The sequence below is a fragment of the Streptomyces sp. NPDC032822 genome (assembly GCF_055578825.1).
The window spans coordinates 990,221-1,009,142 of record NZ_JBVIOL010000001.1; the positions used below are offsets into that span (position 1 = coordinate 990,221).

Genomic DNA, 18,922 nt, shown 5'->3' on the forward strand with positions numbered 1-18,922 from the left:
CCGGTCACGATCCGTCCGGGGCGGTCCGGCTCACCACGGCCTCACCGAGGCTGCGGTTCACGGTTGCGGGTCAGCGCCGGATTCGCACCGGCTTCTCCCCGTACGGGTGTGATACGACCCCGTCACTGTACCGGCCCGTAACGCACCTCCTGAGGGCAGCCTGTGAGCCGGGCCCGGCGAGGGCGGGGGCGGGGATAGGTTCGGGCCCATGCAGCCGACGGGGAGACTGCTCGGCTCCGGCCGGGCCGCGGACGTGTACGAGATCGACGCGGCATGGGTGCTGCGCCGCGACCGGGAAGGGTACGGGGACGCGGCTGCCGAGGGCGCGGTGATGGAGTACGTCGGGGCCCACGGCTACCCGGTGCCGCGGGTCCGCCCGGCCGACTCCACACGCACCGACCTGGTGCTGGAGCGGCTGTACGGTCCGACGATGCTGACGGCGTGCCTGGCCGGCTCCCTGGGCCCCGGCGAGGCGGGCGCCGTCCTGGCCCGGCTGCTGCGCGCGCTGCACGCGGTCCCGCCGCGCACCTCCGCGGGCCGCCGCGTCCTCCACCTGGACCTCCACCCGGACAACGTCGTCCTCACCGCGGACGGCCCCCGCGTCATCGACTGGTCCGACACGGAGGAGGGCGAACCCGGCCTGGACTGGGGGATGTCCGCGACGATCCTCGCCCAGGTCGCCGTCTCCACAGGCCCGCTCGCCGCCCCCGCCCACACCATGCTCACCGCCCTCCTCGCCGACCCGTCCCACCTCACCGACGCGGGCCTGGTGGAGGCCCGGCGACGACGTGCGGCCAACGTGACGATGAGCCGGGCCGAGGTGGAACTCCTGGGAGAGGCGGAGGAGTTGATCAGATCGCTGGCGGCCTCGGCGCCCCAGCTGGTCCCGGGTTCACTGCCGGGGCGTCGGGCCGCCGAACGGCAGGAACAGGGTCCGGGCGGCGAGTAGCCAGCTGCCGTCGGGCTGCCTGCGGAACGCGTCCTCGTAGTGGCCGACCTGGACGGGCGGTCCGGACGGGACGGGGGCCGTGCCGCCGCCGTGGCCGTCGACCCGGTACGTCGTGAAGTACGAGGTCGCCGTCGCCGTGTCGGCCGAGGCCGCCGTGACGAGGATGTTCGACATCAGGCGGCGGGAGAGACGGTCCGCGGGGCGGGCCGCGAAGTACTCCCGCAGCGCCTCCCGCCCCTCGACCAGACGGTCTCCGGCGGGCCACTCCCAGCGGCCGTCGACGGTGAACAGCTCGGCCACGGAGCCGGGTTCACCGAGGTCGAGACGGTGGACGAAGCCGATGATCAGGCGCTCGCAGGCGCGCTCGGCGAGCAGGCGGTCGAGGGGGTCCATACGGTCGAGCGGGTCCATACGGTCGTGGGTAGCACGGGAGCGAGGCGCCGGGCGACCGGGTCATACCGCCACGTACGTCACCGGCTCGCTCCCCGCCACCGCCTCCGCCCGGCCCAGCTTCACCAGCCGGCGCAGGTGGGCCTCCGCCTCCGAGACGGCGATGGTGCGGGAGCCGTAGGGGATCTGGGCCCAGGGCCGGTTCCACTCCATGCGCTCGGCGAGCTGCCAGGGAGTGAGAGGTTCGGCGAGGAGGGTGGCGAGGCCGGTGAGGCGGTCCTCGTGGTGGTCGAGCAACTCCCGTACACGGGAGGCCGCGTCGGTGAACGCGTGCTGGTGGGCCGGCAGCACCTCGGCGGGGTCCAGGCGGCCCACGCGCTCCAGGGAGTCGAGGTAGTCGCCGAGGGGGTCGGTGACGGTGACGTCGTCGGGGTCCTCGTACAGGCCGATGTGCGGGGTGATCCGGGGGAGCAGGTGATCGCCGGAGAACAGGCGTCCGTGGCCCGGCAGTCGGGCGGGATGCTCCTCCTCCAGGTGCAGGCAGACGTGGCCCGGGGTGTGGCCGGGCGTCCAGATCGCGCGCAGTCGGCGGCCGGGCAGGGCGAGGAGGTCGCCGGGGACGATCTCACGGTCGGGCAGCGCGGGAGAGAGGCCGGGCAGGGTGTGGGAACGGGCGCTGCGCAGCGGGGCGATGTGCTCCTCGGGGGCGCCGGCCGCCTCCAGCTTGGCCGTCATGTAGACGAACCAGCGCCGGGGGCGGGTCTCGCGGGTGCGCCGGACGATCGCGCCGTCCGCCTCGTGCATCGCGATCCAGGCGCCGGAGGCCTCCCGCACCTTGCCCGACAGGCCGTGGTGGTCGGGGTGGTGGTGGGTGATGACCACGCCGTGGATCTCGTCGATCGTGGTGCCGCACGCGGTCAGGCCCTCGGCGAGGGTGTCCCAGGACGTCGGGTCGTCCCACCCGGTGTCGATCAGTACCGGCCCGCGGTCGGTGTCGACGACGTAGACCAGGGTGTGGCCGAGGGGGTTGTCCGGGATGGGTACCCGGACCGACCGTACGCCTCCGCCGTGATCGGTTGCCTGCGTCATGGGCTCCCCTGTCGCCGATTCCGCAACTATAACTAGAACAGGTTCCCATGGGAGCCCAAGTCACCTGTCGGGCCTGCCGGTCGGGTGTCCGGACCGGGCGGCCGGATGTCCGGGCCGGCCCTGGCGCGGCAGGCGCCGGTTCACGTGCGCCGACCGGCGCGCCGGCCCATGAAGGTGTCGCGAAGTGGTGTGAGCTCCGTGGACTCCTCCGGGGAGAGCTGGTATCCCTCTCCCTATCTGATGAACCGTCAGAGAAGGTTTCCGGGGAGGCAGTCGCCATGACCGAGCTCGTGGAACACGGACAGCTGTTCATCGGCGGGGAGATGACCGACCCCCTCGGCACGGACGTCATCGAGGTGATCTCGCCGCACACCGAAGAGGTCATCGGACGCGTCCCGCACGCCTCCAAAGGCGATGTCGACCGGGCGGTCGCCGCGGCGCGGAAGGCCTTCGACGAGGGGCCCTGGCCGCGGGCGACCCTCGACGAGCGGATCGAGGTGGTCACCCGCATCAAGGACGCGATCGCCGTACGGCACGAGGAGATCGCCCGTGTGATCTCGTCCGAGAACGGGTCGCCGTACTCCTGGAGCGTCCTGGCGCAGGCGCTCGGCGCGATGATGGTGTGGGACTCCGCGATCACGGTCGCGCGGAACTTCACGTACGAGGAGAGCCGTGACGGCGTTCTCGGCCGCATCCTCGTGCGGCGCGAGCCGGTCGGGGTCGTCGCGGCCGTCGCCCCCTGGAACGTCCCGCAGTTCGTGGCCGCCGCCAAGCTCGCACCCGCGCTGCTCGCCGGCTGCACGGCGGTGCTGAAGCCGTCGCCCGAATCGCCCCTGGACGCCTACATCCTCGCCGACATCGCGCGCGAGGCCGGACTGCCCGAGGGCGTCCTGTCGATCCTCCCCGCCGACCGCGAGATCAGCGAGTACCTCGTCGGGCATCCCGGCGTGGACAAGGTCTCCTTCACCGGCTCGGTCGCGGCCGGTCGGCGCGTGATGGAGGTCGCCTCACGCCATCTCACCCGCGTGACCCTGGAGTTGGGCGGGAAGTCGGCGGCGGTCGTGCTGCCGGACGCGGACCTCGCGACCGCCGTCCCCGGCATCGCCTCCGCGGCCTGGATGAACAACGGACAGGCGTGCGTGGCCCAGACCCGCATCCTGCTCCCGCGCTCCCGCTACGACGAGTTCGCCGAGGCCTTCGCCGCGGCGGCCGGCGCGCTGGTGGTCGGCGACCCGCTGGACCCGGCCACCCAGGTGGGCCCGCTGGTGGCGAAGCGGCAGCAGCAGCGCAACCTCGACTACATCCGGATCGGCCAGGAGGAGGGCGCGAAGATCCTCACCGGCGGCGGGCGCCCGCCCGGCCAGGACCGCGGCTGGTACGTCGAGCCGACCCTCTTCGGTGACGTCGACAACTCCATGCGGATCGCCCGCGAGGAGATCTTCGGCCCGGTCATCTGCCTGCTCCCGTACGGCGACGAGTCCGAGGCCGTGAAGATCGCCAACGACTCCGACTACGGGCTCAGCGGCAGCGTGTGGACGGGCGACGTCGAGCACGGCGTCGACATCGCCCGCCAGGTCCGCACCGGCACGTACTCGGTGAACACCTTCAGCCTCGACATGCTCGGCCCCTTCGGCGGCTACAAGAACTCCGGACTGGGACGGGAGTTCGGGCCCGAGGGCTTCGGCGAGTACCTGGAACACAAGATGATCCACCTGCCGGCGGGCTGGGAGGGCTGACCGACCATGGGCGACCGCTGGCAGATCGAGGTCGACCGCTCCCTGTGTATCGGCTCGGCCCAGTGCCTCCACCACGCGCCGCAGGCCTTCCGCCTCGACACGGGCCGCCAGTCCCATCCCCTCGCCCCCGAGACCGACGCCAACGAGCAGATCCTCGCGGCGGCGGAGGGCTGCCCGGTCGAAGCGATCATGATCACGCTGCTGGAGAGCGGGGAGCCGGTGTTCCCTCCGGAGGATTAGCGGTTTCGTGCGACACTCCGCCTCACGTTCGGGACGTGCGAGAACGTACAAGACGTGTGGGGCGGGAGAGGTATGCGTGGGGTGGGAGCGGCCGTGGCGGTCGTCGTCGCGGGAGTGCTGACGGCGGGATGCGGGAGCGGTGACGGCGGCGGTTCGGCCGCGCGGCCGACGGGGAGCGAGGCGCCCGCGGTGGGCGCGGGAGAGCGGACGGTGACCGTCGCCGCCGTCCAGGGGGACGTCCGGGCCGCCGTGGCGGCCGGGGGATTCGGGCGGATCGTCTTCGCCGACGAGGAGTCGGCGGCGATGCGGCAGCGCCCGTGCCAGGTGGCCGGGCAGGCGCGGACCCCCACCGCGCCGGACCGGAAGGCCGCGGAGCGGGTGATCGCCGAGCTCACGGATCGCGGCTGGACGGCGACCGACCCCAGCACCGACGCGGGCGTGGCCGGCTGGGTGCTGGACCGGGGCGGATGGACGCTGAGCGTCCTCTCCGGCGAGGTGTCCGCCCAGGAGATGGCCGCGGCGGCTCCGGCGGCCGAAGGAGCGGACGGGGGCGGTGAGTTCAAGGGAGTGGTGATCCACGGATACGGCATGGACTGCGGGCCCGGCACGGCTACCGCGTCTCCTTGACCTCCGGCGCCTTGGCCTCCGTGAGGTCGATCAGCCGGCACACCGTCTCGATGTCTATCTTCACCTGGGCGATCGAGGCGCGGCCCGACAGCCAGGTGATCAGGGCCGAGTGCCAGGTGTGCTCGATCACCCGGACCGCGGAGAGCTGCTCCGGCGTCGGGTTCTCCAGCCCGATCGCGTCCAGGACGATCGCCGTGGTCTGCCGGGAGACCTGGTCGACCTCGGGGCTGACGCTGCGGTCCGCGAACGTCAGGGCGCGGACCATCGCGTCCGCCAGGTGCGGCTCACGCTGGAGTGCGCGGAAGGCCCGCATCAGGGTCTCCGCGACCCGCTCCGCCGCGCTCTCGCCCGCCGGGGGCTTCTTGCGCAGCGTGCCGTGCATGTGTTCCAACTGGTCCTGCATGGTGGCGACCAGCAGATGGATCTTGGACGGGAAGTAGCGGTACAGGGTGCCGAGCGCCACCTGCGAGGACTCCGCGACCTCCCGCATCTGCACCGCGTCGAACCCGCCCCGGCTCGCCAGCTGCGCGCTCGCGTGCAGGATGCGCCGGCGGCGGGCCTGCTGCCGCTCGGTGAGCGGCGCCGAGTCGGACCGCTCGGTACTCGTACTGGCATCCACCTTGGTCATCTCGTCCGCCTTGGCGTCCGCACGCCGGTCGTGGCGTGAATCACCTGATCCACTGCTCACAGTGTCCCTACCTGCCGGTAGATTCAGAGCCTCTTGAACGATCAAGTCTGAAACTTGTTCTAGATTAGCGTCCCGGCGTAATCTCGCGGGACAGTGCAGGGAGAAGGGGGCCAAGAGTGACCGCTGGGGCCAGTCAGGCGGGGCCTTCCGAAGGTTCCGCCGCCGACGGCGAGCGACCGCTCCACATCGCACTCCTCACCTACAAAGGGAACCCGTTCTGCGGGGGGCAGGGTGTCTATGTACGGCACCTCTCGCGCGAGCTGGCCCGCCTCGGCCACACCGTCGAGGTCATCGGCTCCCAGCCCTACCCCGTCCTCGACGAGGGCCACGACGACCGCCTGAGCCTGACCGAGCTGCCCAGCCTCGACCTCTACCGCCAGCCGGACCCCTTCCGCACCCCCAAGCGTGGCGAGTACCGCGACTGGATCGACGCGCTGGAAGTCGCGACGATGTGGACCGGCGGCTTCCCCGAGCCCCTCACGTTCTCGCTCCGCGCCCGCCGCCATCTGCGCGCCCGCCGCGGCGAGTTCGACGTCGTCCACGACAACCAGACCCTCGGCTACGGCCTGCTGGGCGATGTCGGGGCCCCGCTGGTGACGACGATCCACCACCCCATCACCGTGGACCGCCGGCTGGAGCTGGACGCGGCGGAGAACCGGCGCCAGCGCCTGTCCAAGCGCCGCTGGTACGCCTTCACCCGCATGCAGAAGCGGGTCGCCCGCCGACTGCCCGCCGTACTCACCGTCTCCGGCACCTCCCGCCGGGAGATCATCGACGACCTCGGCGTCCGCGACGACCGTATCCACGTCGTCCACATCGGCGCCGACACCGACCTGTTCTCGCCGGATCCCTCGATACCCGTCGTCCCGGGCCGCGTCGTGACGACCTCCAGCGCCGACGTGCCGCTCAAGGGCCTGGTCTTCCTCGTCGAGGCCCTCGCCAAGGTCCGCACCGAGCGCCCGGACGCCCACCTCGTCGTCGTCGGCAAACGCCCCGCGGAGGGGCCCGTCGCCCAGGCGATCGAGCGGTACGGCCTCGAAGGCGCCGTCGACTTCGTCAAGGGCATCTCGGACGCCGAACTGGTCGACCTGGTGCGCTCGGCGGAGGTCGCCTGCGTGCCCTCGCTCTACGAAGGTTTCTCCCTGCCCGCCGCGGAGGCCATGGCGACCGGCACACCGCTGCTCGCCACGACCGGCGGCGCGATCCCCGAGGTCGCCGGCCCGGACGGCGAGACCTGCCTCGCCGTACCCCCGGGCGACCCGGGCGCGCTGGCGGCGGGGCTCAAGCGCCTGCTGGCCGACCCGGAGCTGCGGGCCCGGCTCGGCGCCGCCGGCCGCGAGCGGGTGCTCACGCGGTTCACCTGGGCGAAGGCCGCCGAGGGCACCGTGGCCCGGTACCGCGAGGCCATCGCCGGCCTCGCCCCGGCCGCCGTCACCCGCGGCCCCGCGGCCCCCGTAGCTGTTGACGTTGTATCCGATCGCGAAAGCAGGGCCACGTGCTGACCGTCGACTTCTCCCGGTTCCCGCTCGCTCCGGGGGACCGTGTGCTGGACCTCGGCTGCGGCGCGGGCCGGCACGCGTTCGAGTGCTACCGGCGGGGCGCCCAGGTCGTGGCCCTGGACCAGAACGCCGAGGAGATCCGCGAGGTCGCGAAGTGGTTCGCGGCGATGAAGGAGGCGGGCGAGGCCCCGGAGGGTGCCACCGCCACGGCGATGGAGGGCGACGCCCTCGCCCTGCCCTTCCCCGACGAGTCCTTCGACGTCGTCATCATCTCCGAGGTGATGGAGCACATCCCCGACGACAAGGGCGTACTCGCCGAGATGGTACGGGTGTTGAAGCCCGGCGGCCGGATCGCGATCACCGTCCCGCGCTACGGACCCGAGAAGGTCTGCTGGAGCCTGTCCGACGCCTACCACGAGGTCGAGGGCGGCCACATCCGCATCTACAAGGCGGACGAACTCCTCACCAGGATCCGGGAAGCCGGCCTCAAGCCGTACGGCACCCATCACGCGCACGCGCTGCACTCGCCCTACTGGTGGCTCAAGTGCGCGTTCGGCGTCGACAACGACAAGGCCCTGCCGGTGCGGGCGTACCACAAGCTGCTGGTCTGGGACATCATGAAGAAACCACTGGCCACCCGGGTCGCCGAACAGGCGCTGAACCCGCTGATCGGCAAGAGCTTCGTGGCCTACGCGACCAAGCCGCACCTGCCCGTCGCCGCTGCCTCGGTGGACGCCAAGTGACCACCCCCCGGACAGAACACCTCGTCCTGCCCGGGGTCCTCACCGCCGAGCAGGCCGCCGCGACCGTCGCCGGCATCCTCGCCGTGCAGCGTGAGGACGGGGCGATCCCGTGGTTCCGGGGCCACCACCTCGACCCGTGGGACCACACCGAGGCCGCGATGGGCCTCGACGCGGCCGGCGAACACGACGCCGCGGCCCGGGCCTACGACTGGCTGGCACGCCACCAGAACGAGGACGGCTCCTGGTACGCGGCCTACGCCGACGGGGCGTTCGACGACGTCACCGACCGCGGCCTGGAGACGAACTTCGTCGCCTATGTGGCCGTGGGCGTCTGGCACCACTACCTGTCCACCGGCGACGACACCTTCCTCGACCGGATGTGGCCGACGGTCTACGCGGCGGTCGAGTTCGTGCTCCGGCTCCAGCAGCCGGGCGGCCAGATCGGCTGGAAGCGCGAGGACGACGGCACACCGACCACGGACGCGCTGCTGACCGGCTCCTCCTCGGTCCACCACGCGCTGCGCTGCGCGCTCGCCATCGCCGAACAGCGCGAAGAGCCGCAGCCCGACTGGGAGTTGGCGGCGGGCGCGCTGCGGCACGCGATCCGCCGGCACCCGGAGCGGTTCCTCGACAAGGGCCGCTACTCGATGGACTGGTACTACCCGGTGCTGGGCGGCGCGCTCACCGGCGCGGAGGCCAAGTCCCGTCTGGAGGCGGACTGGGACCGCTTCGTGGTCCCCGGCCTCGGGGTGCGCTGTGTCGTCCCCAACCCGTGGGTCACGGGCGGAGAGTCGGCCGAACTCGCCCTCACCCTGTGGGTGATGGGCGAGTCCGACCGCGCGCTCGATGTTCTCCAGTCGATCCAGCACCTGCGGGACGCGGAGTCCGGCCTGTACTGGACGGGTTACGTCTTCGAGGACAAGGCCGTCTGGCCCCGGGAGCTGACCACGTGGACGGCCGGCTCCCTGCTGCTGGCCGTGGCCGCACTGGGCGGCGACGAGGCCACCTGCACGGTCTTCGCCGGCGACCTGCTGCCCCGCGGCCTCGACCCGGACTGCTGCGACTGAGGGTGCCGGCGGGCCGAGGCCCCGAGAGCGCCGAGGAACTGGCCTCGGCGGGTCAGTGCCGCACGCGGTTGGCGATGGCGTGGCCGACGAAGAGGTACACGACCGCGGCCAGGCCGTAGCCCGCGACGACCCGCGCCCATTGCTCGTCGAAGGTGAACAGATCGTAGGACCAGCCGGCGAGCCAGCGGGCCGCATCGTGGATGAACTGCACGAAGTCGTTCGCACGGTTCGCGTCCAGCAGGTACATCAGGATCCACAGGCCCAGGATGAAGGCCATGATGTCGGCGATCACCGCGATGACTCTGCCGGCCTGACCGGCACCATTGCTATATCGAGGGGACATGCTCATCGAATTGCCGCTCAACCCCGTATGAAACCTGGACGGTTCCGGGCCGTCGCCCCGCGGACGTTCATCGCGCAAGTCTCGCTCGTTCGAATGGCGTTCGACCTGCGCAGCGTCTGTTCTCAGTCTGTTCTCACGATGCGTTGAGCTCGGCGAGGACCCGCAGGGTGTGCCGGTCCGGAGCCATCGCCAGCAGATCGGTCACCGGCCCCTTGCGCCACAACTCCAGCCGCTCCGCGATGCGTTCGCGCGGCCCGACGAGGGAGATCTCGTCGGCGAACGCGTCCGGCACGGCGAGCACCGCCTCCTCCCGGCGGCCGGACAGGAACAGCTCCTGGATCCGCCGGGCCTCTCCCTCGTAGCCCATCCGTGCCATCAGATCGGCGTGGAAGTTGCGGGCCGCGTGCCCCATCCCGCCGATGTAGAAGCCGAGCATCGCCTTGACGGGCAGCAGACCCGCCGAGACGTCGTCGCACACCTTCACCTGGGCCATCGGCGCCACCATGAACCCCTCGGGCAGCCCGGCCACCGCCTCCCCGTACGCCTCCGGCCGGTTCGGCGACCAGTACAACGGCAGCCAGCCGTCGGCGATCCGGATCGTCTGGGCCACGTTCTTGGGCCCCTCGGCGCCGAGCAGGACGGGCAGGTCCGCGCGGAGCGGGTGGGTGATCGGCTTGAGCGGCTTGCCGAGACCGGTGCCGTCGGCGCCCCGGTAGGGGTGGGAGTGGAACCGCCCCTCCAGCTCGACCGGCGCCTCCCGCCGCAGAACCTGCCGTACGACGTCGACGTACTCGCGGGTCGCGGTCAGCGGCGACTTCGGGAACGGGCGGCCGTACCAGCCCTCGACCACCTGCGGACCGGACAGCCCGAGCCCCAACAGCATCCGGCCGCCGGAGAGATGGTCCAGGGTGAGGGCGTGCATGGCCGTCGTGGTGGGGGAGCGGGCCGCCATCTGGGCGACCGCCGTGCCGAGCCGGATCCGGGAGGTCTGTGCGGCGATCCAGGTGAGCGGGGTGAACGCGTCCGAACCCCAGGACTCGGCGGTCCACACCGAGTCGTAGCCGAGCCGCTCGGCCTCCCGCACGAGCGGAACATGGTCCGGGTCGGGGCCGCGACCCCAGTAGCCGAGCGTGAGACCGAGCCGCATACCTGCCTCCTGACGATCCGTCAGCCGAGGTGACCGGGGGCGACTGTACGACAACGGCCCCCCGCCCGGAAGGGCGAGGGGCCGAGCGTCGAAGACCGGGAGTCGAAGAGCGGAATCAGCCGCGCTGGATGCCCGACGTGTCCTGCAGCACGCCACGACGGCCGTCCTGCGTCTGCGCGACCAGCGCGCCACCGCGCTGCTCGACCGCCAGGTACCAGGTACCGGGCGCCAGTTCGGCGATCGGCGTCGGCGAACCGTCCTCCGCGAACAGCGGACGCGGCACCGGCACCGCGAACCAGAACGGCGAGAACTCCGGAGCCGGCGGCTGCGCCTGGGCCTGCTGCGGCTGCGGAGCCCCGAAGGGCTGCCCGGGCTGCGGCTGACCACCGTACGGCTGCTGCTGCCCGCCCGGGGCGCCGGGGTAGCCGTACCCACCGGGGGGAGGCTGGGCGCCGTAGGGCTGCGGGGCGGCCGGCTTGGGCGCGGGGATGAGGGCGGGCTGGAGGGCGGGGACCAGGGGGGTCGCGACGGCTGCCGCGGCCATGACCACGGTGGCGACGAGGGCGAGGATCAGGCCGACGCCGGCGCTCAGGCTGCCCTCTCCCGCCCCCGGGAAGTTGTTCGTGCCGCTGGCGGGGTCGAAGATGTTCCCGAGGGCGCTCCACGCCGCGAAAACCGTGAACGCGACACCGAACTGGCCGAGGTCGAGCCCGGCCACCTTCGGCACCTGGGGCAGGCCCCGGGACAGGACGACGAGCGCGGCACCGATGATGCCCGCGAGCACCACGCCCATGAGGATCGGACCGCTCGCCCAGGCGCTGGGGAAGTCGTAGTCGTCCGGGGCCCCGTCGGCGGAGTAGAAATCGAGGAACGACGCGATGAACAGCAGAACAGCTGCTCCGATCACCACGCCGTCGCCTCGAGTGAGGGAGCGGATATTCACTTCAGGTCCTTCGTAGGTCGTCTCGTCGTCGGTAGAGGCGTCGCCGTCACCGTGTCGCCCTCAGGCCCCGGTGTGAAGCGCGGGGGTGGCCCCTCATCGTAGGGACGACACTATCGTCCGTCCGATCAGGGTGTCCGCCCGGATCAGCGCGCTGAGCACTACCCGCGCAGGAAACTCACGATTCCCTCAGAGATCCCTTGCGCCGCCTTCTGCCGCCAGGCGCCGCTGGTCAGCAGCGCCGCGTCCTTGCTATCGCGCATGTTGCCGCACTCGATGAACACCTTGGGAACCGTTGACAGATTGAGACCGCCCAGGTCCGTACGGGTGTCCAGTCCGGTCCCGCCGCCGATGTAGTTGGAGGGTGCGCTGCCCGTCGCGCGCACGAAGTTGCCCGCGATGCGCTCGCCCAGTTCACGGGAGGGGGCGGTGATCGCACGGGTGTCGGCGGCGCCCTCGTGCACGCTGCCCGGCAGGATGACGTGGAAGCCGCGGTTGCCGGCCGCCGAACCGTCCGCGTGGATCGAGACGACCGCGTCGGCCTTCGCCTGGTTGCCGATCCGGGCGCGCTCGTCCACACACGGACCGTAGGACCGGTCGCCGTCCTGGGTGAGCTTCACCGTGGCGCCCTGTTCCTGGAGCAGGGTGCGCATCCGGTGGGCGACGTCGAGGGTGAACCTGGCCTCCGCGTATCCGGAGTTGGTGGCCGTCCCCGTGGTGTCGCACTCCTTCGAGTGCGTACCGATGTCCACCTTGCGGTTGATCTCGGCCGGGTGCTGGAAGTTGCCCGGATTGTGGCCCGGGTCGATGACGATCACCTTGCCGGTGAGGGGGCCGGAGACGGCGGGCACGGAGGGGCTGGGAGCCGGGTCCGAGCCGGGTTCCTTGGGGTCGTCGTCGCCGGTGGAGGCCGGCGCGGAGCTCTTCGGGGACGTCCCCGGCGAGGCCGACGCGCTCGCCGACGTGGGCGTCCCGACGGCGTCCGACGAGTCCCCGCCCGACCCGCCCACCACCTCGTACACCAGCCAGCCGAGCAGCGCGCCCGGCACGAGGGCGGCGAGCGCGACGGTCAGGGGGCGGCGCCGGGAGCGGCGGGGCTGGGGAGGATCGAAGTCCGGACCTACGTACGACACGTCAGTGACTCTAACCGGGGGGTCAGGCCCCCGGCGCCGTTCGCCGCAGGACGCGCAGCGAGTCGGTCGCCGAGACCTCCGTGAAGGCGCCGGACGCCAGGGCCCGGAGGTAGACGCGGTACGGGGCCTGCCCGGTGAACTCGTCGGCCGGGTCCGGGAACACGTCGTGGATGACGAGGAACCCGCCCTCGGCGACCCGCGGCGCCCAGCCCTCGTAGTCGGCGTTCGCGTGCTCGTCGGTGTGGCCGCCGTCGATGAAGACCAGGCCGAGGGGGGTGCCCCAGACCTTCGCGATCTGCGGCGAGCGGCCGACGAGGGCGACGACGTGCTCCTCCAGGCCCGCCTTGTGCAGCGTGCGGCGGAAGGTCGGCAGGGTGTCCATCAGGCCGAGCTCCGGGTCGACCGTCTCCGGGTCGTGGTACTCCCAGCCCGGCTGCTGCTCCTCGCTGCCCCGGTGGTGGTCGACGGTCAGCGCCACGACCCCGGTCTCGCGGGCCGCGTCGGCGAGCAGGATCGCGGACCGCCCGCAGTACGTGCCGACTTCGAGCAGCGGCAGCCCGAGAGCGCCCGCCTCGACGGCCGCCGCGTACAGGGCGAGGCCCTCAGCCGCGGGCATGAACCCCTTCGCGGCCTCGAAGGCGGCCAGGATCTCGGGCTTGGGGGCCGCGGGCATGGGGGTCCTCTCCGTCGGACGCGGATGCTCGGGTAAGCGGGTACGCGCGTTCGGGAGTCCATGCTGCCGTACCCCCTGCCCGGTGGGTGACAGGGGGTACGGCAGCGGGTGTCACCCGGTGGTGTCGGAGATGTCGAGCTTGTTCACCTTGATGCGCGAGGTGTCGAACTCCCAGGCCACGTAGTACTTGCCCGGGGCGTACTCGTCGGCCATGGCGTACGTGTCCCAGCCCGCGCCCGTGCCGGCCGGCGTCGGGTCCAGCTGGCTCGCCGGTCCGTCGGCGAAGAACTTGCCGGCGCTCCAGGCCGCGCCGGTGCGCCTGACCTTGTAGTTGAGGACACCGCGGTCCGTGCCGGTGTTGTAGATGTACAGGTACCGGCCGTTGGCGTCCTTGGTGAAGTAGCTCTTGGCGGCGTTGTGGCTCGGCAGGCTGGAGTCGAGGGCGAAGGGCGTCCAGCTCCGGCCGCCGTCGGAACTGGTGGCCGTCACGGCGTTGGTCTGGCTGCTGCGGGCGACCATGACCAGCTTGGCCGGGTCGTCCTGCGAGGTGGCGATCTGTGGTTCGCCGCCCAGGTAGCCGTTCGGGTCGGGCACGAAGCCGCCGGCGGTCCAGTTCTTGAGGTTCGTGGAGCGCAGCACGCCGTTCTTGCGGCCCGAGGACCAGAAGGGGATGACGTGGGTGCCGTCCGCCAGCAGGAGCGGGCGTCCGGCGATGATCAGGTTCTTGATGCCCGTCGGGTTGGTCGTGGCGTCGTAGTACGGGATGTCGACGGGGTAGTCCTGCCAGGTGTGTCCCTGGTCGGTGCTGCGCTTGACGACGACGGCGTTGATGTCGAGGCCGTTGCGGCTGGTGGCCGCGGTCCGGCCGAGGTACGCGAAGAGGTCGTTGCCCGACTGGTAGAGGACGACGTAGTGCCAGGCGTACTCGCTCGTCTCCTGGGCCAGCGTCCTGGGACGGCTCCAGGAGGTGCCGCCGTCGGTGGTGTACGCGTACCGGATGTAGCCCTGGTCGACCGCGCCGGGCAGGGTGCCCTCCCGCCAGGCCACGACCGCGTTGTTCGCACTGGTGCTGATGATGTCGGGCGTGCGGGGGCCGTCGCCCTCGGTCGCCGTGTTGACGTGGACGGTCCGCTCGCCCGAGGTGCCCTCGGCGGAGGCCGAGCGGGGCAGCAGAAGGCTCGCCAGGACGGCGAGCACGAGCGCGGCCAGGAGGGCGGGCCAGACCCGCCGGGACGTCACCACAGCCATTGCTGGTCCCCGTTCGTGGAGCAGGGCCACTGGACGGCCTCCGAGCCGGCGGTCGTGCTGGTGTTGGGGATGGCGAGGCACATGTCGCTGTTCACGTTGCGCAGGCGGTCGTAGGCCTCGTCGTGGACCCAGATCTGCTCGGTCGCGTCGGTGCTGCTGTTGCAGGGCCACTGGATGGCCTTGGCGCCCTGCGTCACGCTCTTGCTGCCGATGGCCAGGCACTTGGCGCTGGCCTTGTTGACCACGTGGTAGCCGCCGGTCACGGCTTCGAGGGTCCAGTAGTTGCTGTCGCTGTTGCTGCACGACCACTGGATCATCACGGTGCCGTTGGCCGTGCTGGAGCCGGGGTTGGCCAGACACAGCCCGGTGCCCTGGTTGTAGAGGCGGGCGTGGACGGGGGTGTCGGCCGCCGCGGCGGTCGCGGTGGTCGAGCCGGTCTCCGCCGCCGACGCCGTGGCGGTCAGGGAGGAGCCCGTGAGCAGGGGGGTGCTCAGCAGGGCGACGGTCGTCACAGCGACGACGTGTCTTCTCATTCGTGGGCTTCCTTGGTTGCTGTTCGACGAACAAGGAGCGGCCCTCGCGATGAGGGCCACTCCGGTGCGCCCTACCAGAGCCACCGCTGGTCGGTGCTGGTGGTGCAGGTCCACTGGACGGCCTCGGTGCCGTTGGCCGTGCTGCTGTTGGGTATGGCCAGACACTTGTCGCTGTGCAGGTTGCGCAGACGCCTGGCGCTGTCGTAGACCCAGACCTGCTCGCTGCCGCCGTCGCAGGTCCACTGGACGGCCTGGGTGCCGTTGGCCGTGCTGGCGTTGGGTATGGCGAGACACTTGTCGCTGTTCTGGTTCCGGACGACGTAGCGGTCGCCGTTGCCGCCTTCCACCGACTCCAGCTGCCACTGCTGTTCGCTGCTGGTGCTGCATCCCCACTGGACCAGGCCGACCCCGTTGGCCTTGCTCGCCTGGGGAACCGCCAGACACTTCAGGGTTTTCACGTTCAGGACGGTGGCGTATGCGGTCGCTCCCGCGTTGGCGGGCGTGGAGAAGGCCAGGGCGCACACGGCTGTGGCGGCGACTGCCGCGACGCGCGTGATCGTGTTCATGGACATGACGGCGAGGGCTCCTCTGTATCAGTCGATGTGATCGGTCGAGCGACTGCGTGATCAGCATGGACGTGGCCAGCGGGGCTGTCGTTAGCGATGAGTCCACTGTGACTTGGCGATGGGTCCACCCCCGCCGCACCCCTGGCCCGCTACGGCAATACGGTGGCTCTACGGCTCTACGGCTCTACGGCTCTACGGCTCTACGGCTCTACGGCTGTTCGGCCGTCGCTTCGAGCCGGTGCTCCCTGGGCGAGACCCCGTAGGCGGCGCGGAAGGCGCGGGTGAAGTCGGAGGCGCGGAGGAAACCCCAGCGGGCCGCGATCGCGTGGATCGGAGCGGTACGCAGCGCGGGGTCCGCCAGGTCACGGCGGGCCCTCTCCAGCCGCAGACCGCGGATCCATGCCGCGACCGTGTCGCCCTGGGTCTGCTGCTGGAACAGCCGGTGCAGATAACTGAGCGAGATGTGGTGTGCGGCGGCGATCAGCGGTGGGGTCAGCGCCGGGTCGTGCAGGTTCTGCCGGATGAACTCCCGGATCCGCAGCGTCATGGCCTGCCGGCGGGTCTCGGGCGAGAGCGCGGACTCCGCGCCCAGCGGCTCGGCGAACCAGACCGACAACAGGTCCAGCAGAACCGTGCCCAGGCGCGATGTCGCGGACGGGGGGAGGGATTCGGCCTGCCGGTCCAGTCCGACGAGGAAGTCCGCCAGCAGGGCGCCCGTCCCCTCCCGCCCCGACAGCGGCGTGCTCAGCAGGACCCCGACCCGTTCCGGGGACAGGGGCAGCAGTGTCTTGGGCAGCTGCACACCTATTCCGGTGATGACGTGCCGGGGTTCGGTGCCCTGCGATCGGACGTCGGACGGGCTTGAGGTGTCGCACACCCACAGATCGCCCGTGCTGTAGGTGTTGGTCTGTCCGACATGGTCGAGGCTGATCCTGCCCCCGCGTATCAGCGACAGCTGGTACTGCTCGGGGTCGGACTGCCGGATCAGCTTCGGGGTGCGCCGGAACCGCGTCGGCATGAAGACCGTCGGCCAGACCACCAACGGACCCAGCTCCAGAAACCGCTGCTCCGCCCGGTAGTCGGCGAAGTGGGCACTGCTCACCTCGCTGGGTGCGATGGTCCGGCCCATCAGCTCACGCCAGTAGTCGAATCTGTCCGGAACCGGCACATCCGTGCTCCTGAACACTGTTCCGATCATTGCGTCCCCGTCCCCGTCCCCGTACTCGGTGTCCATCGGAGCCTGTGACGCGCTCCGCCCCGCCAGGATTATCGGCCCCGCCCGCCGGAGAGAGCCGGGCAGGGGCGGGCAGGGGGAGGGAGGAAGGGGCCGGGGGAAGGAAGGGCCGGGTCAGCGAGCCGCGACCGTCTCCGTCGGCAGCGACAGGTCCAGGTCGACCGCGCTGTCGTCGCCCGCGTGGGTCGCCGAGGAGGCGAGCGGGCCGTGGCCGGTGGCGCGGGCGGCGAGGACGTAGGCGCCCTGGGCCGGGACGAGGAGCGCGTAGCTGCCGTCCTCGGCGGAGAGGGTGGCGCCCGCCTGACGGCCGCGCCGGTCGATCAGTGTGACCTTGGCGCGCGGGACCGGGGTACCGGCGGCGTCCAGGACCCGGCCGCGGAAACCGCTGAGCACCTCTTCGGCGCGCTCCAGGTTGGCGTCCTCCTCGCTGCTCGCGCGCAGTCGCGGCCGGTCGGCCGGGCGGTTGCGGGGCAGGAAGAGGGCCATGAGGAGGCCGATCGCGACGGCGCCGGTGGCGATCAGGAAGGAGACGCGGAAGCCGTGCATGGTCGGGACCGCGACGCCGTTGACGTTGTTCGCGGTGTTGGCGAGCACCATGCCGATGACGGCACTGGAGACCGACGTACCGATGGAACGCATCAGGGTGTTGAGGCCGTTCGCCGCGCCCGTCTCCGAGGCCGGGACCGCGCCGATGATCAGCGCGGGGAGCGAGGAGTAGGCGAGGCCGATGCCCGCGCCCAGGATGACCGCGATGACGAGGCTCTGCCAGGGGGCGCTCATCAGGCCGAGGCCGGCGCCGTAGCCGATCGCGATGATCAGCATGCCGAGGATCAGGGTGACCTTGGGGCCGTACTTCGCGGACAGGCGGGCGTAGACGGGGGCCGTGAACATCATGGTCAGGCCCAGCGGGGCCACCAGCAGTCCGGCGGTCACCATCGACTGGCCGAGGCCGTAGCCGGTCTCCTTGGGCAGCTGGAGCAGCTGGGGCAGGACCAGGGAGACGACGTAGAAGGAGACGCCGACCATGATCGAGGCGAGGTTGGTGAAGAGCACCGCGGGGCGGGCCGTGGTGCGCAGGTCCACCAGCGGGGCCTTCAGGCGCAGCTCCATCACGCCCCACAGGACGAGGACGACGGCGGAGGCGGCGAACAGGCCGAGCGTGGTGCCCGAGGTCCAGCCCCAGTCGCTGCCCTTGGTGATGGGGAGCAGGAAGAGGACGAGGCCGATGGACAGGCCGATCGCGCCCAGCACGTCGAAGGTGCCCTCGGCGCGGGCCGGGGACTCGGGGACGACGAGCAGGGTGAGGACGATGGAGAGGACGCCGAGGCCGGCGGCGCCGTAGAACAGGGCGTGCCAGTCGGCGTGCTGGGCGACCAGGGCCGCGGCGGGCAGGGCGAGGCCGCCGCCGACGCCGATCGAGGAGCTCATCAGGGCCATCGCCGAGCCGAGCTTCTCGCGGGGCAGCATGTCCCGCATCAGGCCGATGCCGAGGGGGATCGCGCCCATCGCGAAGCCCTGGAGGGTACGTCCCGCGATCATCATGAGCAGGTCGCTGGTGAGGGCGCTGACCAGGGCGCCGACGACCATCACGGCAAGGCTGAAGATCAGCATGCGCCGCTTGCCGAAGAGGTCGCCGAGGCGGCCCATGATCGGTGTGGCGACGGCACCGGAGAGCAGAGTCGAGGTCAGGACCCAGGTGGCGTTGCTGGGCTCGGTGCCCAGCAGCTGAGGCAGGTCCTTGATGACCGGCACGAGCAGGGTCTGCATCACCGCGACCACGATGCCCGCGAAGGCGAGCACCGGGACGAGGGCCCCGCTGACTCCGCGTGCGGGCTGGTCGGTCGACGAGTGCGTCATGGAGTGGGGCCTCCAGGCCGGGAAGTGGGTGAGCCCTCCGGACCCGGGCGGGATGCCGGATGCCGGATGGCTGCGGTGCGGGACAGCTGAGGTGCGCGATACGTGCAGGGTGAACCCCGTGCGCCCGGGCAACTATTCCGATGCTTCGCCCCACTAACGATTTCTTTATCTTCTCTTGGGGAAGAGGGCCGGTCCGGGGACGGGGCGGTGGTTCAGGGGG

General features: G+C 71.5%; 20 protein-coding genes. 7 read left to right on the forward strand and 13 right to left on the reverse strand.

Annotation, left to right across the window (positions count from 1 at the left end; all coding sequences use genetic code 11):
* The first annotated feature begins 208 nt into the window (after positions 1-208).
* Complete coding sequence (locus ACZ5VD_RS04615) at positions 209-949, forward strand: phosphotransferase (protein WP_468680679.1); 741 nt, start codon at positions 209-211, stop codon at positions 947-949.
* On the opposite strand, the gene ACZ5VD_RS04620 is transcribed toward ACZ5VD_RS04615, so the two are convergent.
* Together ACZ5VD_RS04620 and ACZ5VD_RS04625 are read right to left on the reverse strand one after the other, a co-directional pair.
* Positions 893-1,360: a nuclear transport factor 2 family protein gene (locus ACZ5VD_RS04620; protein WP_468680680.1), complete on the reverse strand. Its 468-nt coding sequence runs from the start codon at positions 1,358-1,360 to the stop codon at positions 893-895. The genes ACZ5VD_RS04615 and ACZ5VD_RS04620 overlap by 57 nt on opposite strands.
* Positions 1,361-1,402: 42 nt before the next feature.
* Positions 1,403-2,428 (reverse strand): MBL fold metallo-hydrolase, encoded by a 1,026-nt coding sequence (locus ACZ5VD_RS04625; RefSeq protein ID WP_468550699.1) that lies wholly within the window; start codon positions 2,426-2,428, stop codon positions 1,403-1,405.
* Between the two features lie 278 nt (positions 2,429-2,706).
* Here ACZ5VD_RS04625 and ACZ5VD_RS04630 point away from each other — a divergent pair, with 278 nt between their 5' ends.
* The 3 genes from ACZ5VD_RS04630 (at position 2,707) to ACZ5VD_RS04640 (ending at position 5,031) form a co-directional block, all read left to right on the forward strand.
* A complete protein-coding gene (locus tag ACZ5VD_RS04630; protein ID WP_468550698.1) occupies positions 2,707-4,164 on the forward strand; it encodes an aldehyde dehydrogenase in 1,458 nt (485 codons plus the stop codon).
* A 6-nt stretch (positions 4,165-4,170) separates the two neighbouring features.
* The gene (locus ACZ5VD_RS04635) at positions 4,171-4,404 is read left to right on the forward strand and encodes a ferredoxin (protein ID WP_468680682.1); all 234 of its coding nucleotides are present in this window, start codon (positions 4,171-4,173) and stop codon (positions 4,402-4,404) included.
* 72 nt (positions 4,405-4,476) lie between these two features.
* Positions 4,477-5,031 carry a hypothetical protein gene (locus tag ACZ5VD_RS04640; protein ID WP_468680683.1) on the forward strand — a complete coding sequence of 185 codons (555 nt, stop codon included), beginning with the start codon at positions 4,477-4,479 and terminating at the stop codon, positions 5,029-5,031.
* Here the strand turns inward: ACZ5VD_RS04640 and ACZ5VD_RS04645 are convergent.
* Positions 5,015-5,659: a TetR family transcriptional regulator gene (locus ACZ5VD_RS04645; RefSeq protein WP_468550695.1), complete on the reverse strand. Its 645-nt coding sequence runs from the start codon at positions 5,657-5,659 to the stop codon at positions 5,015-5,017. The two genes, ACZ5VD_RS04640 and ACZ5VD_RS04645, sit on opposite strands and share 17 nt — an antisense overlap.
* Positions 5,660-5,835: 176 nt before the next feature.
* Between ACZ5VD_RS04645 and ACZ5VD_RS04650 the strand changes: the two genes are divergently transcribed.
* From ACZ5VD_RS04650 to ACZ5VD_RS04660, 3 genes are read left to right on the forward strand one after another with little or no spacing between them, the layout of a single operon-like run.
* Positions 5,836-7,221: a glycosyltransferase family 4 protein gene (locus tag ACZ5VD_RS04650; protein ID WP_468550694.1), complete on the forward strand. Its 1,386-nt coding sequence runs from the start codon at positions 5,836-5,838 to the stop codon at positions 7,219-7,221.
* Positions 7,215-7,961 (forward strand): class I SAM-dependent methyltransferase, encoded by a 747-nt coding sequence (locus ACZ5VD_RS04655; protein ID WP_468550693.1) that lies wholly within the window; start codon positions 7,215-7,217, stop codon positions 7,959-7,961. Before ACZ5VD_RS04650 ends, ACZ5VD_RS04655 begins: the two co-directional genes overlap by 7 nt.
* On the forward strand, positions 7,958-9,028 hold the full coding sequence (locus ACZ5VD_RS04660; RefSeq protein WP_468550692.1) for a prenyltransferase/squalene oxidase repeat-containing protein: 1,071 nt from the start codon (positions 7,958-7,960) through the stop codon (positions 9,026-9,028). Before ACZ5VD_RS04655 ends, ACZ5VD_RS04660 begins: the two co-directional genes overlap by 4 nt.
* 52 nt (positions 9,029-9,080) lie before the next feature.
* Here ACZ5VD_RS04660 and ACZ5VD_RS04665 read toward each other — a convergent pair whose 3' ends face one another.
* The 10 genes from ACZ5VD_RS04665 to ACZ5VD_RS04710 form a co-directional block, all read right to left on the reverse strand.
* Positions 9,081-9,371 carry a hypothetical protein gene (locus ACZ5VD_RS04665; protein WP_468550691.1) on the reverse strand — a complete coding sequence of 97 codons (291 nt, stop codon included), beginning with the start codon at positions 9,369-9,371 and terminating at the stop codon, positions 9,081-9,083.
* Positions 9,372-9,504: 133 nt separating this feature from the next.
* A complete protein-coding gene (locus ACZ5VD_RS04670) occupies positions 9,505-10,518 on the reverse strand; it encodes an LLM class F420-dependent oxidoreductase (RefSeq protein WP_468550690.1) in 1,014 nt (337 codons plus the stop codon).
* Positions 10,519-10,633: 115 nt separating this feature from the next.
* Positions 10,634-11,461 (reverse strand): hypothetical protein, encoded by an 828-nt coding sequence (locus ACZ5VD_RS04675; RefSeq protein ID WP_468680685.1) that lies wholly within the window; start codon positions 11,459-11,461, stop codon positions 10,634-10,636.
* Positions 11,462-11,619: 158 nt separating this feature from the next.
* A complete protein-coding gene (locus ACZ5VD_RS04680) occupies positions 11,620-12,591 on the reverse strand; it encodes an N-acetylmuramoyl-L-alanine amidase (RefSeq protein ID WP_468550687.1) in 972 nt (323 codons plus the stop codon).
* A gap of 22 nt (positions 12,592-12,613) precedes the next feature.
* The gene (locus ACZ5VD_RS04685; RefSeq protein WP_468550686.1) at positions 12,614-13,264 is read right to left on the reverse strand and encodes a class I SAM-dependent methyltransferase; all 651 of its coding nucleotides are present in this window, start codon (positions 13,262-13,264) and stop codon (positions 12,614-12,616) included.
* Between the two features lie 111 nt (positions 13,265-13,375).
* Entirely contained in the window at positions 13,376-14,512 is a 1,137-nt protein-coding gene (locus ACZ5VD_RS04690; protein WP_468680687.1) for a sialidase family protein, read from the reverse strand.
* Positions 14,500-15,045, reverse strand: a complete 546-nt coding sequence (locus ACZ5VD_RS04695; RefSeq protein ID WP_468680690.1) for an RICIN domain-containing protein — start codon at positions 15,043-15,045, stop codon at positions 14,500-14,502. Before ACZ5VD_RS04695 ends, ACZ5VD_RS04690 begins: the two co-directional genes overlap by 13 nt.
* A gap of 71 nt (positions 15,046-15,116) precedes the next feature.
* Positions 15,117-15,617 carry an RICIN domain-containing protein gene (locus tag ACZ5VD_RS04700; RefSeq protein ID WP_468550683.1) on the reverse strand — a complete coding sequence of 167 codons (501 nt, stop codon included), beginning with the start codon at positions 15,615-15,617 and terminating at the stop codon, positions 15,117-15,119.
* Between the two features lie 202 nt (positions 15,618-15,819).
* Positions 15,820-16,809, reverse strand: coding sequence for a helix-turn-helix domain-containing protein (locus tag ACZ5VD_RS04705; protein ID WP_468680692.1), 990 nt, complete (start codon positions 16,807-16,809; stop codon positions 15,820-15,822).
* 150 nt (positions 16,810-16,959) lie between these two features.
* Positions 16,960-18,702 (reverse strand): MFS transporter, encoded by a 1,743-nt coding sequence (locus tag ACZ5VD_RS04710; protein WP_468550681.1) that lies wholly within the window; start codon positions 18,700-18,702, stop codon positions 16,960-16,962.
* Positions 18,703-18,922 lie beyond the last annotated feature (220 nt).